Source organism: Nocardia sp. NPDC056100, assembly GCF_042266325.1.
Classification (GTDB): Bacteria; Actinomycetota; Actinomycetes; order Mycobacteriales; family Mycobacteriaceae; genus Nocardia.
The window spans coordinates 1,500,845-1,516,232 of sequence record NZ_JBHJVY010000001.1 but is presented as its reverse complement, the minus strand read 5'-3'; the positions used below and the strand labels follow the sequence as shown (position 1 = coordinate 1,516,232).

The following is a 15,388-nucleotide window of genomic DNA, read 5'->3' as shown; positions in this document are numbered from 1 at the left end:
GGGTCGGCCTCTGTCCGCCCGTACGAATCCAGGGCACCCCTCAGGCGGGATCCGCCCCCATCGGGTTCGGATAGGGAACCGCACCACTGCGTGCCACCGCTTTCGCAGCCGGTGTCAGTACAGCCAATGCGTCAGCAATGGCAGGCACGGACTCATATGCGGTCATGGCGAGAGCATCGGTACGAGATTCGATATGTGCGCGCAGCTCTCGCCCGGCGTCAGTCAGGCCGGTATCGGAGATCAGATCGCGCGATCGCAGGCGGGATTGAGCTGAGGCCCAATCGGATTCGGTCCAACCGCGATTGGCCTGCCACCAATCCGCCGGGGTGCCGGTGTGGGCGGCGAACAGCACGTGCGCCTCGCATCCGTCGATGCCCTCGGCGAGCAGGCAGGCGACGTGGCCGTCGCCACGATGTTCACGCAGTGTCGTGGCCGCTTGCCAGAGTGCCTCGACGGGATCGGCAGGAGCGGGCAGATCGCGGTTGGCGGCGAAGAGCGCACGTCCAGGTGCGGCAGCTGATTCGATCGCGGCATGCAGTGTGGGAAGGGTTGTGGCGGCTACGGTTTCGATATCCGGCGTGATCGACCGCAATACCGAGGCGGCGGCGGTGCGGCGAGTTTCCAGCACGGCCTCGGGAGTCGCGAACGTCCAGGCATCCGGGATGGCGCGTCGGATCATCGACGGATGGAAGTTGTAGAACGTGGCCTCCACCAGATTCGGTCCCGCCGCGCCGAACGGAGCCGATCGGGTCGCGAAGTAGCCCATCCAAAATCCGCGCAGCCCAACGGCTTTATTGGCGGCAACGCACTCCGGGCTGAAGTAGGTGATCGCGTGCAGCGGTTCGAGTGTCCGCCACATGGTCCGCGCGAAGCTGCTGTCCATACCCATCCTTGACACTCCGTAAGTCTTCGGCGTTGAATTCTTGCCGATCGTAAGAACTGTGATGCAGGGCACATTATTGATAATCGCCGGTAACCCGGATTCATATTCAGGCAACACGCTCGACCCCACAATTCTCACAGGTCGGGCGAGCCCGACAGTGAACGTGGTGCTAGCTGGAGGCGAAAACGAGTGGCAGTGACCGATGAGGATCAAACCGCCTACGGCGACCGTGTCATAGCCGTCGAACCCGGCGGCGATGATTACATCCCCGACAGCGCCCGGCACGGCACTCCCCGAAAATTGTTCTGGACCTGGATGTCTCCGAATATGGAGTTCGCGACGATCTTCGTCGGGGTACTCGCGGTGACCTTCTACGGCATGAACTTCTGGCAGGCGAGCCTCGGTCTCGCGGTAGGCGTCGGTCTCGGGGCGATCGCGCACTATCTGCTATCGGCGCGCGGACCGCTTTACGGCGTACCGCAAATGGTCTTGGGCCGCTTGGGATTCGGTTATCGCGGCAATGTGCTGCCCGCCGGATTCATGGCCGTCATGTGCGGGGTGGGCTGGTTCGCCACCAATAGCGTGAGCGGGGCCTTCGCCTTGAACTCGCTGACCGGGCTGCCGAAACTGCCCTCATTGATCGTGATCGTGCTGGCGCAAACGGCTTTCGCGTTCTTCGGGCACAACCTGGTGCAGGCGTTCGAGCGAATCGCCTTCCCGCTCTTGGCGATCGTATTCGCCATTGTCACCGTGGTGATCTTCAGCAAGGCCGATCTGGGCGCGGCCGCCCCGGCCGGGGGAGTGGGCGGCATCGGCGGCTTCCTGCTGACCGTCGGCACCGCGTTCGGCTACGCCGCGGGCTGGAATCCCTACGCGGCGGACTACTCCCGGTATCTGCCGTCCTCGGTATCCAAGACCGCGACCGGGCTCTACGCCTCCGCTGGACTGTTCATCTCCTGCCTCTGGCTGACCATGGTCGGTGCGGCATCGGCGACCGTGGCCACCACCGTGCAGGGCAGTCCCACCGATGTCTTCACCGCGAATCTGCCATCGTTCCTCGCGAAATTGACGCTGCTCGCCATCGCGGTCGGTGCGGTGGCTGCCAATGCGTTGAATGTCTATTCGGGTGCCATGGCATTCGTGACCATGGGTTTCAAACTCCCGGTGCGCACCCAGCGGGCATTGGTCTCAGCCGTATTCGGACTCGTCGGCTTCCTGGTCGCCTGGTGGGCGCTGCCCGACGCGGCCGCCAACTATGAGGCGTTCCTGCTGATCGTCGCGTATTGGATCGGCCCGTGGCTGGGCATCGTCTTCGCTGATGAATATTTGCGCCGCGGCCAGCGCATCGACCATCTGCTCTACGACCGCGCCTATACGAATTGGCCCGGTGTGGCCGCCTTCCTGGCCGGTCTGGTCGTCTCGGTGCTGCTGTTCTCCAATCAGGCCAAATTCGTCGGCTATGTGGTGCGGCAGGTGCCCGAGCTGGGGGATATCACCTTCTTCATCGGATTCCTGATCTCCGGCGGCGCCTATCTGCTGTTCGGACGCTCCAGGATTTCTCAGACTCCGGTGGCAGCATGATCGGCATGATCAACGCAAAGGAGCTGCTGATCGCGGCTGTCGACGAGGCGCGACTTGGGCTGGCCGAGGGCGGTATTCCGATCGGCGCGGCACTGTTCGACTCCGACGGCAACCTGCTCGGCCGGGGCCACAACCGGCGCGTGCAAGCCGGTGACCCCAGCCTGCACGCCGAAACCGACGCCTTCCGCAATGCCGGTCGCCGCCGCGACTACCGCGACACCATCATGGTCACCACGCTCTCGCCGTGCTGGTACTGCAGCGGTCTGGTGCGCCAGTTCAATATCGGCGCGGTCATCGTCGGGGAAGCACGCACCTTCAACGGCGGTCATGAATGGCTTGCGGAGCACGGTGTTTCGATCACCGTGCTCGATGATCCGGACTGCGTGGACATGATGGAGAAGTTCATCAGGGACCGGCCCGAACTGTGGAACGAGGACATCGGAGTGGCCGAGTGAACGCCATCGCCACCGTCGACCTGGATCGCTGGCGAAGCGGTGGCGCGGATGCCGCGCAGGTGCTGCGCGAGGTCGACGAAGGCATGCAGCGCGCCGGATTCCTGCTGGTACGCGGACACGGTGTGCGGCAAGGACTTCCGGGTGAACTCCGGGCGGCCGCCAGGCGATTCTTCGCCCTGCCCGCCGAGGTGAAGCAGCGCTACGCCACCGCCGTCGGCGGGCGCGGCTGGATCGGTCCCGGAATGGAGGCCAACGGCTATGCCGAGGGCACCGAGACCCCGCCCGATCTCAAGGAGACCTTCGCCATCGGCGCGGACACCCGCACCGGCGACGCGGCGGTCGATTCGGTCTGGTTTCTCGATAATGTCTGGCCCGCCGAGATCACCGAACTGCGCGAGCTGTTCACCACCTACACCGATGCCATGCGCGTGCTCTCGGATGAGCTGCTCGCGCTCTTCGCCGCCGCACTCGACCTGCCGCACAACCCGTTTCAAGGTCTGGCGAGCCTGCCCACCTGGACCTGCAATATCAACTGGTATCCGCCGCTGACCCACGTCGGCGTTCCCGAACCCGGGCAGTTCCGCATCGGCCCGCACACCGACTTCGGCACCGTCACCGTGCTCGACCGTGAACCCGGTGCGGGCGGGCTTCAGGTCTACACCGATGAAGGCGGCTGGGCCGACGCGCCTTTCGATCCGGACGCCCTCACCGTGAATATCGGTGATCTGCTGGCACATTGGAGCGGTCAGCGCTGGCCCGCCGGTCGGCATCGCGTCCTGCCCCCGCAGGCCACCGCGCCCGATGAGGATCTGGTCTCGCTCATCTACTTCTACGAGCTCGACCACGATGCGCGCGTCACGCCCCTGGCACCCCCGATCGGCCGCATCGGCGGACTCGAACCGGTGGTGTCCGCGGAATTCCTGCGCACCCGACTCGACGCCATCTCCCTCGGCTGAGACTTTCCGGCGAGTTCCCACGGCCGTCGTCCGGCGGCGGCCGTGGGGGCGAATCCTCCACCGCCCGGAGCGGGAACATCTTCCCAGCCGTGGGGGTTGGCCACAGACATGACGACGCTGGGACTTATCGGGAGCGGCAATATCGGCGGCACACTGGCCCGACTGGCCGTGGCCGCCGGAATAGATGTGGTGCTGAGCAATTCCCGGGGGCCCGAGACCTTGGCCGACCTGGTCGCCGAACTGGGCGAGCGGGCCAAGGCCGGAACGCCCGAGGAGGCCGCGGCGGCTGGGGATATCGTCGTGGTGACGGTACCGCTCAAGGTGTATCGCGAGGTGCCGTCCGATCCGCTGGTCGGCAAGGTCGTCATCGACACCAATAACTATTACCCGGACCGCGACGGCGAATTCCCGGATCTGGCGGCGGGCGTCGCCACCAGTAGTGAACTGCTGCAACGGCATCTGCCGCGTTCGCGAGTGGTCAAGGCGTTCAACAACATCTACTTCAAGCACCTGGCCGTACTCGGCCGCCCGGCCGATGCCCCCGATCGCACCACGCTGCCTATCGCGGGTGACGACTCCGAGGCGAAAGCCGCTGCGACGCAACTGATCAGCGCGCTCGGGTTCGACACTCTCGATATCGGCGGTGCGAGCGACAGTTGGCGCACCCAGCCCGATACCCCGGTGTACGGCGCTCCGTACTCGGCATCGCAGCCGTTCTGGGAGAGCGAGGCCGCCCCGGCCGATGCCGAGACGGTCCGCAAGGCGGTCGACGCCGCCGAGCGGTGAATGTCGCAGTCAGGCGGTGGTGGGCGCCCAGGCATTGGCTGTGATCTCGAATCCGGGCAGCGCCTCGGGTGCCATCTTGGCCTCGAAGATGCGCTTGTATCCGGTGCCCGAGATGCGCCATACGCCGTCTTCGAGGCGGTAGGTGTCGGTGTAGTACGCGGCGCCGCGAATCAGGAAGTTATACTCCGGCGCTATCACCGTGTCCTCCAGAAGCCAACTGCCGGAGGCGGTCTCGCCGTCCACCGTGATCTCCGGATGGGTGGCCACGTGCACGGTGATGATATTGCCGCTCAGCGCGCCCCGCATGTAGTCGACAACCGCGTCCCGACCGGTGAATTCGAGCGGCTGACCGCCCGAGGGTGAGCCGTACGAGGCCACGATGTCCTTGCTCAGGGTGTCGGCGAAATCGTCCCAGAGCTTGAGATCCAGCGTCCGAAGGTAGCGGTGCTTGAGCGCCCGGATCTGCTCCATTGCAATCGAATCCATGATGAATTTGAACACAGCGCAACCGATCTCGCATCGGTCGATGCACTGGAACAAACACCTGTCCCGGTGATCGGGAAACTGCTTGCTTCAAACCGCCTCCCTACCTACCAAGCGGTTGCTAGGCTCGCCGCATGATTTCCACCCTGGTCTGGGGCACCGGCAATGTCGGCCGGGCCGCGATACGCGCTGTCGCCGCGCATCCCGCGCTGAAACTCACCGGAGTGCTGGTGCACAACCCGGACAAAGTAGGCCGGGACGCGGGCGAACTAGCGGGACTCGACACCGAGCTGGGGGTGGCGGCCACCGACGACATCGCCGCCGCACTCGCCACCGGTCCCGGCGCGGTCGTGTACGCCGCCTCCGGCGAAATCCGGCCCGATGACGCACTCGCCGATATCGTGCAAGCCATTCGCGCCGGAGCCGTCGTGGTCACCCCTGCGCTGTACGCCCTCTACGACCAGCAGAACGCGCCTGCTGAAATGCGCGAACCCGTACTGAAAGCCATTGCGGAAGGCGGCGGTTCGCTGTTCGTCTCCGGTGTCGACCCGGGCTGGGGCAACGATGTGCTGCCCCTGCTGATCAGCGGCCTCGGCCACACCGTCGACGTGGTGCGCTGCCAGGAGATCTTCGACTACACCACCTACGACCAGCCCGATTCGGTCCGCTACCTGGTCGGCATGGGCCAGCCCATGGACTACGACCCGCCCATGCTGATGGCCACCGTGCCGTCCATGGTGTGGGGCGGGCAGATTCGGCTCATCGCGCGCGGACTCGGCGTCGAGATCGAGGAAATCCGCGAGGTGGTGCACCGCCGCGCACTCGAGACCACCGTCAGCACCGAGTTGATGGGTGATTTCGAGGCGGGCACCCAGGGCGCGATCCGCTTCGAAGTGCAGGGCATCGTCGACGGTGAGCCCCGCATCGTCATCGAACACGTCACCCGCATCCACGCCTCCTGCGCCACCGACTGGCCCGCGCCGCACAGTGGCGCCGGCGCACACCGCGTCATCATCGAAGGCCGCCCGAATATCGAGGTCACCATTCAGGCCACCGATGAGGGCGGCAATCACTCGGCGGGCGGAAACGCCACCGCCGTAGGCAGATTGGTGCACGCCATCGACTGGCTCGTCACCGCCGAACCCGGGCTCTACGACGCCCTCGACATCCCCCTCCGCCCCGGCACCCTCGGAAGGAACCAACCATGATCATCGACATTCCCGAAGGCAAAGACCCCATCGGCTACGTATGGGGCGAAATGGTCCCCGGCATCGGCGTCGCCGCCGCGGCCTTCTCCCTCGCGGTCTACGAGCACACCACGCTCGGCCTGCGTGAATTCGAAGCCGCCCGCCTGCGCATCGCGCAGATCAACGGCTGCCTCTTCTGCCTGGACTGGCGCACCGACCGCAATGGCGAAAAGGTCGAAGAGTCCTTCGAAGACGACGTAACCAACTGGCGCACAACGGAAAACTTCGACGACCGCACCCGCTTGGCCGCCGAATACGCCGAACGCTACGCCGAGGACCACCACAGCCTCGACGACGAATTCTGGCAGCGCATGTTCGCCCACTACTCCCAAGCCGAAGTAGTGGAACTCTCCATGTGCCTGGGTTCCTGGCTCGCCTTCGGCCGCCTGAACCACGTCCTCGGCCTGGACGCCGTCTGCGTCCTCCCGAGCCACGCCGCCGGAAAGTAATCACCGCCGGGTGTTGTCCGAGGTTGGCGGACAACACCTTCCGGTTCACTCCGGACCCCGCGATCGGGCAGAAATCGGGCGCCGGGAAATGCGCGTCTCCGCAGAGCGAGCACCTGCCGCCGCGTGCCCCACCGGATCCGTCGTAGGCTCGGATCACTATGGACGCCTTCTATCTTCCCGATGCGGAGCAGCCTGACGTCTTTCACTCCACCGATCACACGCGTGGGCCGTGGTCGCCGGAGGCGCAGCATGCGGGGCCGCCGTCGGCATTGCTCGGGCATGTGATCGAGCGGTGTGAGCCGCGGGCGGGGTTTCGGGTGGGGCGGGTTGCGGTGGAGATTCTCGGGCCGGTGCCGATTGTGCCGCTGATCGCGCGGGCGCGGGTGGTGCGGGCCGGGCGCAGTGTCGAATTGATCGAGGCCACACTGAGTTCGGAGCAGGGGCCGGTGTTGCGGGCCAATGCGTGGCGGCTGCGCGCGGCGGAGCCGGAGTTGGGTTTCCCGGCTGAGGTGCTGCCGACTGGAACCAGGCCCGGACCCGAGACTGCCGGGCGGAGTGTGCGATTCCCGTCGGATCAGCCGGTCGGATTTCATCGCGCCATTGAATATCGTTTCGTATCAGGCAGTTTCACCGAACCTGGGCCTGCCGTTTGCTGGATTCGACTGCGCCACCCCATCGTTGCGGGCACCGTGCCCAGTCCACTCGAGCGCGCCCTCGCCGCCGCCGACTCCGGCAATGGCGTCAGTGCCGTATTGGACTGGGACCGTTACCTTTTCATCAATACCGATCTGACGGTGACGCTGCATCGGGAACCGGTCGGCGAATGGGTCTGCCTGGACGCGGTCACCTATCCCGAACGCACCGGCGTCGGCCTCGCCGAGTCGCGCATGTTCGACGAAAAGGGTCCGGTCGGTCGCGGCACCCAAACCCTGTTCCTCGGCCCGCGCGGCTGATAGGACTAGGACTAGGTCAGCACGAGAAGTTCTGTTGGCGAGGCGATTTCGCAGCGCAGGCCGAACTTCTCGGCTACGCGCGCCAGCCCGTTGATATCGGTCGGCTCGGCGCGCGAGAGCACCAGCGCCCGCGCGAGCAGCCCCTTGTGATGTTTGTTGAAGTGGCTCACCACGGTTCGACTGCCATCGGGCCGCTCGGTGAGAACCGTCGCGGTGACCGCACCGTGGACGCGCCCCAGGTTCTGATACGTCCCCGAGCGCAGATCCACCGTCAACTGCCCACCGGCCTCCTCGCGCAAAGCCTCCGGCAGCACCTGCTTCCACAGCGATTGCAGCGTAGGCAACCCCGGCAGCTTCGACCCACCCGAAAGCCGATACGCCGGAATCGGATCCCCCGCCCGAATCACCCCGAACAACGCCGACCCGATCGCCAGCCGAGCATCCGCCTTGGCCCGCTGCGCCTTGGTGAACCCCGGCGCATCCAGCGCGTCATAGAGCACGCCCGTGTACCGATCCAGCGCCGCGCGGGTGGGGGAGCTGCGCAGGGCGGCATTGCGCGCGATCTCCGCGTCAGCCCCCTTACCCAGCCCGAGCGCACTGCGCGACGCGTCCGGATCCCCAGCCAACTGACTCAGCTCGGTCACCAACTTATCGCGCACCGCCGTGAGCTGCGGCATCGCAAGGGCATCCAGGTCCAGGGGACCGCCCGAACCACCGTCGGACTTGGTTTCTGAAGGAGGCAGCAGCACCAGCACGAGCCAACACGGTAATGCCTTGTGAGCATCTCGTACGCAGCGGCTAGTCTGTGGAGCCGTGATCACCCGCCTCTCCCACCTCTTCCTGCGCACCCTGCGCGACGATCCCGCCGACGCCGAGGTGCCCAGCCATAAGCTGCTGGTCCGCGCCGGATATGTGCGGCGCATTGCCCCGGGTGTGTACTCGTGGCTGCCGCTCGGGCTGCGCACGCTGCGCAAGATCGAGAATGTCGTTCGCGAGGAGATGGACGCCATCGGCGCCCAGGAGATCTCACTGCCGGCGCTGCTGCCGCGCGAACCGTACGAAGCCACCAACCGGTGGACCGAATACGGTGACGCGCTGTTCCGGCTCAAGGACCGCAAGGGGCAGGACTACCTGCTCGGACCCACCCACGAGGAGCTGTTCGCGCTCACCGTGAAGGGTGAATACAACTCGTACAAGGATCTGCCGGTCACGCTGTACCAGATCCAGAACAAGTACCGCGATGAAGGCCGTCCGCGCGCTGGCATCCTGCGCGGCCGCGAATTCATCATGAAGGATTCGTACTCGTTCGACCTCGACGAGGACGGGCTCAAGAACAGCTACAACGCGCACCGCGAGGCCTACCAGAAAATCTTCGAGCGCTTGGGCGTGTCGTACGTGATCGTGGCCGCCACCTCCGGCGCCATGGGCGGTTCCGCGTCCGAGGAATTCCTGGCCGACAGCCCCGTCGGCGAGGACACCTACGTGATCTGCCGCGAATCCGGTTATGCCGCAAACGTGGAAGCCGTGATCACCGCCGCACCGCCGGAGATCGCCCTCGAGGGCCTGCCCGAGGCCGTCGCGCACGAGACCCCCGGCACCCCCACCATCGCCACCCTGGTCGACTGGGCCAATGGCGCGGGCATCGCCGAACAGTTCGGCCGCCCCGTCACCGCCGCGGACACGCTCAAGAACGTGCTCGTCAAGCTGCGCTACCCGGACGGCAAGACCGAGATCGTCGGCGTCGGCGTCCCCGGCGACCGCGAGATCGACGAGAAGCGCCTCGGCGCGTCCGTCGAGCCCGCCGAGGTCGAACTCCTCGACGATGCCGACTTCAAGGCCAACCCCTTCCTGGTGAAGGGCTACATCGGCCCGAAGGCACTGCTGGCCAACGGCGTTCGCTACCTGGTCGACCCGCGCGTGGTCTCCGGCACCGCCTGGATCACCGGCGCGGACGAGTCGGGCAAGCATTACGTCGGTCTGGTCGCGGGCCGCGATTTCACCCCCGACGGCACCATCGAGGCCGCCGAAGTCCGCGACGGCGATCCCTCGCCCGACGGCCGCGGCGTTCTGGAAGCCGCGCGCGGTATCGAGATCGGCCACATCTTCCAGCTCGGCCAGAAGTACACCGACTCCTTCGAGGTCGATGTGCTCGGCGAGAACGGTAAGCCGGTCCGCCTCACCATGGGCTCCTACGGCGTCGGCGTCTCCCGCATGGTCGCCGTCATCGCCGAGCAGATGCACGATGACAAGGGCCTGCGCTGGCCCCGGTCCGTGGCCCCGTACGACGTGCACGTCGTCATCGCCAACAAGGACGACGCCGCCCGCGAGGGCGCGGAACAGGTTGTCGCCGAACTCAACTCGGCCGGTCTGGACGTGCTCTTCGACGACCGCAAGGCCTCCCCGGGCGTGAAGTTCAAGGATGCCGAACTCCTGGGCATGCCCCTGGTCGTGGTCATCGGCCGCGGCTGGTCCGAGGGCAAGCTGGAACTCCGTGACCGTTTCACCGGCGAGAGCGAAGAGTTCCCGGCCGAAACCGCCGTGGCGAGCATCATCGCCCGCGTGCGCGGCTGATCGGCGAATCACCCCGGCACACAACGCGAATCGAGCCGCGCACCTTCGGGTGCGCGGCTCGGCGATTTTCTGGCTCGGCCGCTAGTTGAACGCCTTCGCGACACCGTCCAGCAGATGTTCGAGGGTGTCGTAGTTGGGCGGATCCACCACATCGATGAGATTGGGCACCACCGGAACCTGGTGCTCGGTGGTGACCTTGGTGAACAGCGACGCATCGGCGGGCCGGAAGCCGTGCTCGGCGGCCAGGCGCTGTAGCTCGGGATCGGTGGAGAGCAGTTTGCCGATGGTGTCGCCCTTATCGTTCAGGGGCACCACGGTGTGCTGGGACATGACCGTAGGAGACGGGTACATGAGCACCATGTCCGGCTTCAGCTGATTGTGCACGGCCGCGTCCACGTACTGGGCCTCGTAGATCCACACCATGGGCGTGGGACCCATGCCATTGGCGAGATACTCCTTGAACGGCCCGTCGGTGCTGTTCTCGGTATAGCCCTGACGCGTGAACAGGCGCGAAATACGGGATACCGCATAGTCTTCCGCCTTGCCGCCGCGCACGATGGTGTTGTCATTGGCGACATAGGCGGTCACGGCGAGATACATGGCAGCAGAGTTGGACGTGCGCGGATCGGTGGTCCCCACCAGTACGTTCTTGCGCACCGGATAGGTCGTATTGCCTTCCAGTTGATCCCACTGCACTCCCTTCTCGGCGAGCGCGAGGTACTTCTCGACATCGAAAGCCGGTGTCGGACCGGGCTGCACGACCCCGGCGGCGGTGAGCAGATCCACGATCGGCTTGAAGGTGGCGATCGCCATCGGCGAGGAGAACGGCGTGTACTTACCGCTCACGTTCTTCAGCCGCTGAATCCGTTCCGCCGCTGCCGAACTGGACGGGAAGGCGAAATCGTACTTGCCGAGGTCCACCGAGGTCGCGATCTGCCGCGATCCCGCCGGATCCACCTCGACCTTGACCCCCTGCTTGGCCAGCGCGTCCACCACCCGCTGATCGGAGAAGAACGCCATCTTCTCCGACCCGACCACGCCGCGCACGGTGGTGAGCCCGGCCGGTGCCGCGGCGGCGGGTTCCGAATCCGGCCCCTGCACGGCGATCACGGTCACCACCCCGACCACCGCGACCACGGCCGCCGCCGCACCCACCAGCACGGTCCGCCGCTTCACCCCCAACCGGTCCAAGGTGTCGAACAGATGACTACTGGCCGAATTCGAATTGTCCCCCAATGGAATTGCTTCCGAATTACTCGAATTCGATTGTTCGGCACTATTTTCCACTTCGACCGCTGTGAGCTCGCGCCGCACAATCCGCTCGATCAGAATGGGAACGAAATCGCGCACCTTATGACCGTCGAACCGCTGCCGGACCGCACCCACCGCAGCCTCGACCCGCTCCGCCGAATACTCCTCGCCATACCGCTCTACCAGGCGATTCGTAACCTCACGCAGTGCTTTTTCTTCCCGGGCAGCATCAACCGCCACAGCCACTCCTCGACTCACACCGGAATTGAATTGCGCGGCAAAAAGATTACGCCCAACCGCGTCCGGACAACCCTACCGGTATTCCCAGCCTCAGGACTGCCCCGGAAAAGCGTTGGTGGCGGGATTGTTCCCGAGAATGGTGTTCCAAGTGGCTTCGCGGAGAGCGGATTCGGTGAGCGCGTCCAGTGCGGTGCGGCGGATTTCCGGGGTGTCCGCGCGTTCCAGGGCGGAGTGCCACGCGGCGGCGGTATCGGCTTCGACGGTGACGGCGAGCTTGGCCGCCGGGATGGGATCGTCGACGGTGAAGGGGACGGTGTAGGCGGCGGCCGGAGCGGGGACGGTCGCGCCGAGCGCCTTCAAGGTGTCGATGGTCGCATCGCGCCGGGCGCGATGGGCCGCGGTGCATTCGGAGACGTACTTGTCGCGGTCATTATTGGCGTAGGCGGCGATGACGCCGTAGGCGTAGACGGCGGCGTACTCGGCACTCAGCGCATCGGTGAGTGCCTGCTGATCGGGGAGGGTCATGCGAGCAGGACTCCCGCCTGGGTGGCGCACGCGGCGCTGATCGAACCGAGCAGACCCGCTCGGTAACCCGAGAGCTGAATCGAGAGATCGGCGGCCGAGCGCTGCGCTTGGCTCAGACCGGCTTTGAGCTGACTGACCGCGGGCGGCGGCACGGGCACCACGGGGGTGGGCGGTGCGACGCGCTTGGAGGGCGTGGTGCCGTCACCGTAAACGCCTATGGCGCGGTCGATTTCGGCCCGCAACGCATCGGCGTGCGCACCGCGCTGCGTCGCGATGGTCTGCAATGCGACGGCCTTGTCCGGGTTGGTGGCGATGGCCGCCTGCGCGGACGCGGCATCCGAGCGCGCCGACTCCTCCTGTGCCAGAAGCGGATCCGGCAGTTCCGGAGCCGCTTCGGTGGTGCACGCCGTCAACGCGCCGACGGCGGCGACGGCGAGCGCGCCACCACCGGCGAGGCGCAGCACGGCACGGCGGTCCATAGCGGATCCGGGGGGCTCGGGCAATTGCGTGACACCGGCCATAGGGCCGCTCAGACTGCTGGGCACCCGTACATGGTGCCAGCCATCGCGGCGCACCCCCGTCGTCAGGGCCGTCGGATAGGCTGTGATCTCGATCGATACGTTGCCGCGATGGGCGAGTCGGCAGCCAACACGCCGTCGCCCGGTAGCGCCGACCATGCCGAAGTCGTGAACCTCGGCTGGTCCTTTACACTCTTTCCGCGCGTTACGCTAGACCTCCCGGTGCGCAAATTCACCGGAAACTCGCACCGCCACAACCGACAACTCAATCCGTCACAACTGAACCAGGAGCCGCCCCACATGCCGATGCCGACCGAGGAAAGGGTGAGCCAGCTAGTTGCTGAGCTCGTCGAACGCCGGGGATTCGATCTCGAAGGCGTTTCGATTTCGGCTGCCGGTACAGCGCATGCCAAGGTGAAGGTGACGGTCGACAGCGATGAGGCGGCCCCACTGGACGCCGTCGCGAAACTGAGTTCGGAAATCTCGGAAATCCTCGACGAGGCAGGCGACTTCGGCGAGACCCCGTATCTGCTGGAGGTCACCACCCCCGGCATCGATCGACCCCTGACCGAGCTACGCCACTGGCGGCGCGCACAGGGCCGCAAGGTGAAGGTCACGCTCCGCACGGGCGTGCAGTCCCCGGAGGAGAAGGGCAAACCGCGTTTCGAGGCACGCGTCGGCGTCGCCACCGCAGAGCAGGTGGCGCTGGTCCTCGGCGGCAAGCGGAATCCGCACCGGGTGACGGTGCCGCTGGCCGATATCGAGTTCGCCGTGGTCCAGGTGGAGTTCTCACCACCAGGAGCCGCCGAACTGGAACTGGCTGGGGGAGTGGCGCCGGGCCGTCCCCAGCCCGGTGCGGAGGCCGTCGACACGGGTGCGCCACCCGATGAAGACGATGACGACGACGAAGCAACAGAAGAAGCAGTATCCGATTCACCGACCGAAGGGATCGTGGAATGAACATCGAAATCGAAGCCCTGCGCGCGATAGTCGCCGACAAGGGGATCTCGATGGAGACCGTGATCTCCGCGATCGAGTCCGCGTTGCTCACCGCCTACCGGCACACCGAGGGCCATCAGCCCAACGCCCGCATCGACATCAACCAGAAGACCGGTGTGGTGCGCGTGATGGCCCGCGAGGTCGATGCCGACGGCAACATGATCTCCGAATGGGATGACACCCCAGAGGGTTTCGGCCGCATCGCGGCAACCACCGCCCGCCAGGTCGTGCTCCAGCGACTGCGCGACGCGGAGAACGAGAAATCGTTCGGCGACTTCGCCACTCATGAGGGCGATATCGTCGGCGGCGTCGTCCAGCGCGACGCCCGCATGAACGCCCGCGGCACCATCGTGGTCCGCATCGGCAGCGAGGCGCACGGCGCCGAAGGCGTCATCCCGCCCGCCGAGCAGGTGCCTGGCGAAACCTATGAGCACGGCGATCGCATCAAGTGCTACGTGGTCGGCGTCTCGCGCGGTCCGCGCGGCCCGCAGATCACCCTCTCGCGCACGCACCCCAACCTGGTGCGCCGCCTGTTCGCACTCGAGGTCCCGGAGATCGCGGACGGTTCGGTCGAGATCGTGGCCGTGGCCCGCGAGGCCGGGCACCGCTCCAAGATCGCGGTCCGCTCCACCGTGCAGGGCGTGAACGCCAAGGGCGCGTGCATCGGCCCGATGGGTCAGCGCGTGCGCAATGTGATGAGCGAGCTCGCCGGCGAGAAGATCGACATCATCGATTACGCCGAGGATCCGGCCGCCTTCGTCGGGAATGCGCTGTCCCCGTCGAAAGTTGTATCCGTCACGATCGTCGACCCCGACGCCCGTGCGGCGCGGGTCGTGGTGCCGGACTTCCAGCTCTCGCTGGCGATCGGCAAGGAAGGTCAGAATGCTCGTCTCGCCGCCCGTCTCACGGGCTGGCGAATCGACATTCGCAGTGATGCGGCCCCCGATGTGGCCGGTTCGGTGCGCACCGAGGCGCACCGGAGCTGAGTAGGGGTTGATCTTGCCGGAGTGCTCCGGCCCGGTCGGTCCCGAGATTTGGTAAACAGACCCCCTGGATGACAGCTTGGTAACTTCCAGGGGGTACGGATGCGGAGATCGGGACATGACAGCGGTAGAGTGGACGCAGGCTCAGCGCGAGTCTTCGGCTTCTTTGCGCGCTGCACGGGTGAAATCAAGATCAGAACCCATGCGGACCTGCATCGGATGCCGCAGGCGAGAGCTGACCGTCGAACTGTTGCGGATCGTCGCCCGGGAAACCGCGGTGATTCCCGATCCGCGGCACAGACTGCCCGGAAGGGGTGCCTGGTTGCACCCCGTTTCGTCTTGTCTGAGCAATGCGGTTCGGCGCCGAGCATTCGGCAGAGCACTACGAGTGTCCGGACATCTGGATATCTCAGCCCTGGAGCATTACGTAGAGAACAGGCACGAGCACTCATGAGCACACCGTGAAGCACCAACGATGATCGGCCATCGGAAATAATCTGAGGTCGTG

17 protein-coding genes are annotated in these 15,388 nt (G+C 65.9%); 11 read left to right on the top strand and 6 right to left on the bottom strand.

The genetic code is table 11. The features are described 5' to 3' along the window. Positions 1-40: 40 nt before the first annotated feature. Positions 41-883: a hypothetical protein gene (locus ACFC0O_RS07020; RefSeq protein ID WP_375954509.1), complete on the bottom strand. Its 843-nt coding sequence runs from the start codon at positions 881-883 to the stop codon at positions 41-43. Positions 884-1,072: 189 nt separating this feature from the next. On the opposite strand from ACFC0O_RS07020, the gene ACFC0O_RS07015 reads away from it, so the two are divergent. From ACFC0O_RS07015 to ACFC0O_RS07000, 4 genes are all read left to right on the top strand, one after another. Continuing rightward, positions 1,073-2,464, top strand: a complete 1,392-nt coding sequence (locus ACFC0O_RS07015; RefSeq protein ID WP_375954507.1) for a purine-cytosine permease family protein — start codon at positions 1,073-1,075, stop codon at positions 2,462-2,464. Positions 2,465-2,469: 5 nt separating this feature from the next. Further along, positions 2,470-2,919, top strand: coding sequence for a nucleoside deaminase (locus ACFC0O_RS07010; RefSeq protein ID WP_375954505.1), 450 nt, complete (start codon positions 2,470-2,472; stop codon positions 2,917-2,919). After that, positions 2,916-3,875: an isopenicillin N synthase family dioxygenase gene (locus tag ACFC0O_RS07005; protein ID WP_375954504.1), complete on the top strand. Its 960-nt coding sequence runs from the start codon at positions 2,916-2,918 to the stop codon at positions 3,873-3,875. The genes ACFC0O_RS07010 and ACFC0O_RS07005 overlap by 4 nt, the downstream gene beginning before the upstream one ends. A 108-nt stretch (positions 3,876-3,983) precedes the next feature. Then, entirely contained in the window at positions 3,984-4,661 is a 678-nt protein-coding gene (locus ACFC0O_RS07000; RefSeq protein ID WP_375954503.1) for an NADPH-dependent F420 reductase, read from the top strand. A 9-nt stretch (positions 4,662-4,670) separates the two neighbouring features. Here ACFC0O_RS07000 and ACFC0O_RS06995 read toward each other — a convergent pair whose 3' ends face one another. Continuing rightward, entirely contained in the window at positions 4,671-5,147 is a 477-nt protein-coding gene (locus ACFC0O_RS06995; protein WP_375954502.1) for a nuclear transport factor 2 family protein, read from the bottom strand. 131 nt (positions 5,148-5,278) lie between these two features. On the opposite strand from ACFC0O_RS06995, the gene ACFC0O_RS06990 reads away from it, so the two are divergent. The 3 genes from ACFC0O_RS06990 to ACFC0O_RS06980 all read left to right on the top strand — a co-directional run bounded on the left by ACFC0O_RS06990 (position 5,279) and on the right by ACFC0O_RS06980 (position 7,793). After that, a complete protein-coding gene (locus ACFC0O_RS06990; protein ID WP_375954500.1) occupies positions 5,279-6,352 on the top strand; it encodes a dihydrodipicolinate reductase in 1,074 nt (357 codons plus the stop codon). Then, positions 6,349-6,840 (top strand): carboxymuconolactone decarboxylase family protein, encoded by a 492-nt coding sequence (locus ACFC0O_RS06985; RefSeq protein ID WP_364630898.1) that lies wholly within the window; start codon positions 6,349-6,351, stop codon positions 6,838-6,840. Before ACFC0O_RS06990 ends, ACFC0O_RS06985 begins: the two co-directional genes overlap by 4 nt. Positions 6,841-6,998: 158 nt before the next feature. Further along, a complete protein-coding gene (locus ACFC0O_RS06980) occupies positions 6,999-7,793 on the top strand; it encodes a thioesterase family protein (RefSeq protein WP_375954498.1) in 795 nt (264 codons plus the stop codon). A gap of 11 nt (positions 7,794-7,804) precedes the next feature. Here the strand turns inward: ACFC0O_RS06980 and yaaA are convergent, their stop codons facing one another. Next, positions 7,805-8,548, bottom strand: coding sequence for a peroxide stress protein YaaA (gene yaaA, locus ACFC0O_RS06975; protein ID WP_375954496.1), 744 nt, complete (start codon positions 8,546-8,548; stop codon positions 7,805-7,807). Positions 8,549-8,606: 58 nt separating this feature from the next. Between yaaA and ACFC0O_RS06970 the strand changes: the two genes are divergently transcribed. After that, positions 8,607-10,364: a proline--tRNA ligase gene (locus ACFC0O_RS06970; RefSeq protein WP_375954494.1), complete on the top strand. Its 1,758-nt coding sequence runs from the start codon at positions 8,607-8,609 to the stop codon at positions 10,362-10,364. Between the two features lie 81 nt (positions 10,365-10,445). Here the strand turns inward: ACFC0O_RS06970 and ACFC0O_RS06965 are convergent, their stop codons facing one another. From ACFC0O_RS06965 to ACFC0O_RS06955, 3 genes are all read right to left on the bottom strand, one after another. Beyond that, on the bottom strand, positions 10,446-11,855 hold the full coding sequence (locus tag ACFC0O_RS06965) for a three-helix bundle dimerization domain-containing protein (RefSeq protein ID WP_375954493.1): 1,410 nt from the start codon (positions 11,853-11,855) through the stop codon (positions 10,446-10,448). 90 nt (positions 11,856-11,945) lie between these two features. Then, complete coding sequence (locus ACFC0O_RS06960) at positions 11,946-12,380, bottom strand: ferritin-like domain-containing protein (RefSeq protein WP_364630912.1); 435 nt, start codon at positions 12,378-12,380, stop codon at positions 11,946-11,948. Beyond that, the gene (locus tag ACFC0O_RS06955; RefSeq protein WP_364630915.1) at positions 12,377-12,859 is read right to left on the bottom strand and encodes a hypothetical protein; all 483 of its coding nucleotides are present in this window, start codon (positions 12,857-12,859) and stop codon (positions 12,377-12,379) included. The genes ACFC0O_RS06960 and ACFC0O_RS06955 overlap by 4 nt, the downstream gene beginning before the upstream one ends. A 339-nt stretch (positions 12,860-13,198) precedes the next feature. Here ACFC0O_RS06955 and rimP point away from each other — a divergent pair, with 339 nt between their 5' ends. The 3 genes from rimP (at position 13,199) to ACFC0O_RS06940 (ending at position 15,334) form a co-directional block, all read left to right on the top strand. Next, positions 13,199-13,858, top strand: coding sequence for a ribosome maturation factor RimP (gene rimP / locus ACFC0O_RS06950; protein ID WP_375956012.1), 660 nt, complete (start codon positions 13,199-13,201; stop codon positions 13,856-13,858). Continuing rightward, complete coding sequence (gene nusA / locus ACFC0O_RS06945) at positions 13,855-14,883, top strand: transcription termination factor NusA (protein ID WP_364630921.1); 1,029 nt, start codon at positions 13,855-13,857, stop codon at positions 14,881-14,883. The genes rimP and nusA overlap by 4 nt, the downstream gene beginning before the upstream one ends. Positions 14,884-15,082: 199 nt before the next feature. Then, on the top strand, positions 15,083-15,334 hold the full coding sequence (locus tag ACFC0O_RS06940; protein ID WP_364630924.1) for a YlxR family protein: 252 nt from the start codon (positions 15,083-15,085) through the stop codon (positions 15,332-15,334). Positions 15,335-15,388 lie beyond the last annotated feature (54 nt).